The sequence below is a fragment of the Caloranaerobacter azorensis DSM 13643 genome (assembly GCF_900129995.1).
In the GTDB taxonomy this organism is placed as follows: Bacteria; Bacillota; Clostridia; order Tissierellales; family Thermohalobacteraceae; genus Caloranaerobacter; species Caloranaerobacter azorensis.
The window spans coordinates 1-3,673 of sequence record NZ_FQXO01000122.1 but is presented as its reverse complement, the minus strand read 5'-3'; the positions used below and the strand labels follow the sequence as shown (position 1 = coordinate 3,673).

Annotated in this window: 4 protein-coding genes; all 4 read right to left on the bottom strand. The window is 25.0% G+C overall.

Translation table 11 applies throughout. The annotated features are described in order from the left end of the window. Nucleotides 1-70: 70 nt before the first annotated feature. The 4 genes from BUB51_RS12225 to steA are packed head-to-tail and all read right to left on the bottom strand — an operon-like array spanning nt 71 to nt 3,425. The gene (locus BUB51_RS12225; protein ID WP_073198086.1) at nt 71-865 is read right to left on the bottom strand and encodes a hypothetical protein; all 795 of its coding nucleotides are present in this window, start codon (nt 863-865) and stop codon (nt 71-73) included. Between the two features lie 4 nt (nt 866-869). Continuing rightward, nucleotides 870-1,547, bottom strand: coding sequence for a glycosyltransferase family 2 protein (locus BUB51_RS12220; RefSeq protein ID WP_083599628.1), 678 nt, complete (start codon nt 1,545-1,547; stop codon nt 870-872). Between the two features lie 39 nt (nt 1,548-1,586). Next, nucleotides 1,587-2,291 carry a hypothetical protein gene (locus tag BUB51_RS12215; protein ID WP_035161137.1) on the bottom strand — a complete coding sequence of 235 codons (705 nt, stop codon included), beginning with the start codon at nt 2,289-2,291 and terminating at the stop codon, nt 1,587-1,589. Nucleotides 2,292-2,303: 12 nt separating this feature from the next. Then, nucleotides 2,304-3,425 carry a putative cytokinetic ring protein SteA gene (steA, locus tag BUB51_RS12210; protein WP_073198084.1) on the bottom strand — a complete coding sequence of 374 codons (1,122 nt, stop codon included), beginning with the start codon at nt 3,423-3,425 and terminating at the stop codon, nt 2,304-2,306. Between the last annotated feature and the right edge of the window lie 248 nt (nt 3,426-3,673).

Here is a 3,673-nt window from a genome sequence, read left to right as displayed (position 1 = left end):
GATTCTATTATTTTTTCTTTATCTTTTCTACTTATCTGCATCATATATTATTTATCGGCACTTTTTATCATTATCTTAAATTACGAATTGAAGTTTCAATTATTTTACTAATAGAATATTTTTCTGCAACAATATGTATAATTATGAGTAAAATCAAAGCTATAAATTTTATAATTGAATTTACGCTTAAAATCAATTGTACTCCTAATGTCCATCCTAATGTATTTGCACCTACATCTCCTAACATTACAATCCCTTTTAAATCTTTAGGTAAATATACAATTAAAAATCCTAGAGCAGATATTAAAATAAAAGTATTTACTATCGGCTGACTTAATAATAATATAATCATCAATATAATTGTCATTTTCACAGCCCTACCTGGTCGTAAATCTAATAAATTTATAAAATTTATAGACAAAACTAATATAATTGTATTAATTATTAATTCATTCAAATTATTAGATATAAAATAAGAAATAAAAAAAGAACATATGAAACCTGTTATCGCTTTTAATGCTCCCGTCGTAATATTCCCTCTAATCAAATTTGAAATATGTCCTTTAAAACCCTTAATTTTATAATTGCCAATTATATCGTCTAATAAACTAATAACCGCAATAAACAACATGCATATTAAATAGTAAAATATAATCACATGATTAATTTCTAACAATGTCAAACTTAATAGAGATGTAATAGTCTGCGTAATAACAAAAACTATTCCCATACATGAAGGTATTTTTTTTAATTTATAATTGCTAAATAAGAAATTATTTTTCTTAAATAGTTTATAAAAAATCTTTATTAAAAAATATGATATTAAAAAACTAAATATGAAAATCAGTATTTTTTCTCGAAACATATTTTCACCTTCTAACAAGCAAAACCAATAATGTAAATAAGATATCTAAAAATTGCTTTCCTCTATGAATAAATCCAGATAAATCTCTACCAGTTTCTCTATGAAACATATCAACATCTACTTCTAACAATTTATATCCTTTATTAAGTGCACCTATTGTCATAGCTACTTCTATCCCATAATTGCTGGGTATGTATGAAATGTCATTTATAACTTCTTTTTTATACACTCTTTGTCCTGATAAGGAAGTGTTTATCATTTTACCAGTAAAAAAATAAACTCCAAATTTCGCAAGATTTTTTACTAATCCAAATCCTCCTTTTTTACTATTAACAAACCTTGCTATTGTAAAATCTGCTTTATTCTCAATTACTGGATTTATTAATTTAGAAATCTCAATAGCAGAAAAACCTAAATCTCCATCTACTAATACAAGATAATCAAAATCTACGGCTTGAATGGCTACTTTAATAGCATGCCCTTTACCATAATTTTTATCAAGTATTATAATATCTATATCTAAATCTTTTATTTTCTCAACCGTTCCATCATTTGAACCATCATCGACTACGATAATTTTATTGATTAATGATATTTTTTTTAAACTAACAACAGTATCATGTATCCTATCTGCTTCATTGTAAACTGGTATTACAGCTACTACTCTCTTTTCAATAGACATCTCTAACCCCCATATTCTTTCTTGGAAATTTCAAAATCTTTATTTCTTTATAAAGATTTGTTTATCGTTATCTTGAATCCCTTTTTGAAGAATCAGTAAAGGCAATTCTCTTTCTCTACACATTTGAACTAATATCTCCTCGATTATTTTTTCTATAAACGCTGTTCTATTAACTTCATCATCTTTTATAAATATAATAAAATTTTTATATTTCCCATTATTATCATCAAATAATTCTCTAGATTTAATATTTGATTCATATGATGTAGTACTGAATAAATCTTCTAAACATTTTCTAATATACGCTTTAAACATCTCTCTATTATTTATTTCATTTAAATTAGCCGATTTGCTAATCTCTTTTATCAATATACGCTTTATACTGAAAATATCTATATCATTAACTCCAAGTTCTTTAATATAATTTAAAAAATCACTATAACTTAAATCTTCTTCATAACTTATAAATGTAATTTGTATGTTAATTAACTTTTTTAAATTTATACTAGAAGTTGGACTTTCTATTAAACAATTCACATTATTCTCCTTTAATATTTGCTTTCTTAATAATTCGTTTTCGGATTCTAAATAAGAAATTTGTTTTTCTATCAAGTTAATTAACTTTTCATCATTTTCTAGCATATTACTTTGTAAATCAATTATATATCCTATATATATACCAATGCTTAAAGATATAAATATTGAAATTGCTATTATAATATTGTTTTTTATATTTTGATACAAATTTAACACTCCTTATAATCCTATAAGCATCTTAATACGAATACTTATTTGGTTTAACATCATCTTTATCGGAAAATGTAACATGCTTAATATATAAATTGGCAATAAAGCTGATAAGCCTAAATAAACATAATATTTTATTTCTAACTTTTCATCATATAATTTATTTATCCCTTTAGCATCAACAAGTTTAGATCCTATTTTCGTTCTAACTAGAAAAGTACTTCCCATACCTTTTCTACCTTTTTCTAAAAAATCTATCATGCAATTATGTGTTCCTACTGCAACAATTAACTCTGCTCCATAGTCATAAGCTAATAACATTGCTATATCTTCGCTTGTTCCTACTGAAGAAAATATTTTTGCTTTTAATCCATTCTCTTTTATACGTTTTAACCCCGGTGCATATCCATTAGGATATGCATGAACTATGATTTCTTTACATAATCGTAAACATCTATCACTGACACTATCTAAATCACCAATAACTATATCCGGAATTAATCCAAATTCTAGTAAGGCATCACCACCACCATCGACTCCAATTAGTACCGGCCTTTTATTTTTTATATAATCTAAAATTGCTTTTAAATCTTGTTTGTAGCTTTTCCCCCTTACGACTATTAATACATGCCTATTTTTTATTAATGTCTCTATTTTGGGTAATTTTATTTTATTAGTTATCCAATTCTTTTCTTTTTTGGCATAAAAAATAGTATTATCTATAAAATCATTCAATTTTACATCAAAATTTCTACAACCTAAATCATATAAATTTAACATTTCATCTTTTTTAATCAATTTGCATTTACCTATAAATTTATTTGAATAAAATATTTTATTATTTTTTATCTCTATAATCTTATTATCTTCCACTATGTTAAATATATTTTTATCATCTATTTCATATATAGGTATTCCATTCTCTAATAATTTTAATGGGCCTTTATTGGGATAATACCCTGTCATAGTTTTTTCAGTATTTATAATGCATCTTACTCTTGATTTTATTAATGCTTCAACTGCTATTTCATCAATATCTTCATGAGATAATAATGCTATGTCCCCAGGTTTTAATTTATATATAAGCCTTTTAGTTTTTTTATCTTTTTTTACAATTCCTTTTACACTCATTTTCTACCTCCATTATCCTAATATTATTATCTATCATTTTAAATAAATAATACCAATTTTATTATTTAGAAATATAGCAAATAAAAAAACACCTTCAAAGTATTGTAGTTATAACAATACTTGAAAGTGTATTTATATATATTATACTTATCTATTTATGTGCGCCGGGCATGCGTAACAACTAGGTGGTGAGAGTCCACTGTGGGGGTTGACCGTGCCAACCACTAGCCAAAGGCAAGGGTGTCCAT

Bases quoted from the DNA above. Each gene is read 5' to 3' on its own strand.
- BUB51_RS12225 (WP_073198086.1), bottom strand. From the start codon at position 865: ATGTTTCGAGAAAAAATACTGATTTTCATATTTAGTTTTTTAATATCA.
- steA (WP_073198084.1), bottom strand. From the start codon at position 3,425: ATGAGTGTAAAAGGAATTGTAAAAAAAGATAAAAAAACTAAAAGGCTT.
- BUB51_RS12220 (WP_083599628.1), bottom strand. From the start codon at position 1,547: ATGTCTATTGAAAAGAGAGTAGTAGCTGTAATACCAGTTTACAATGAA.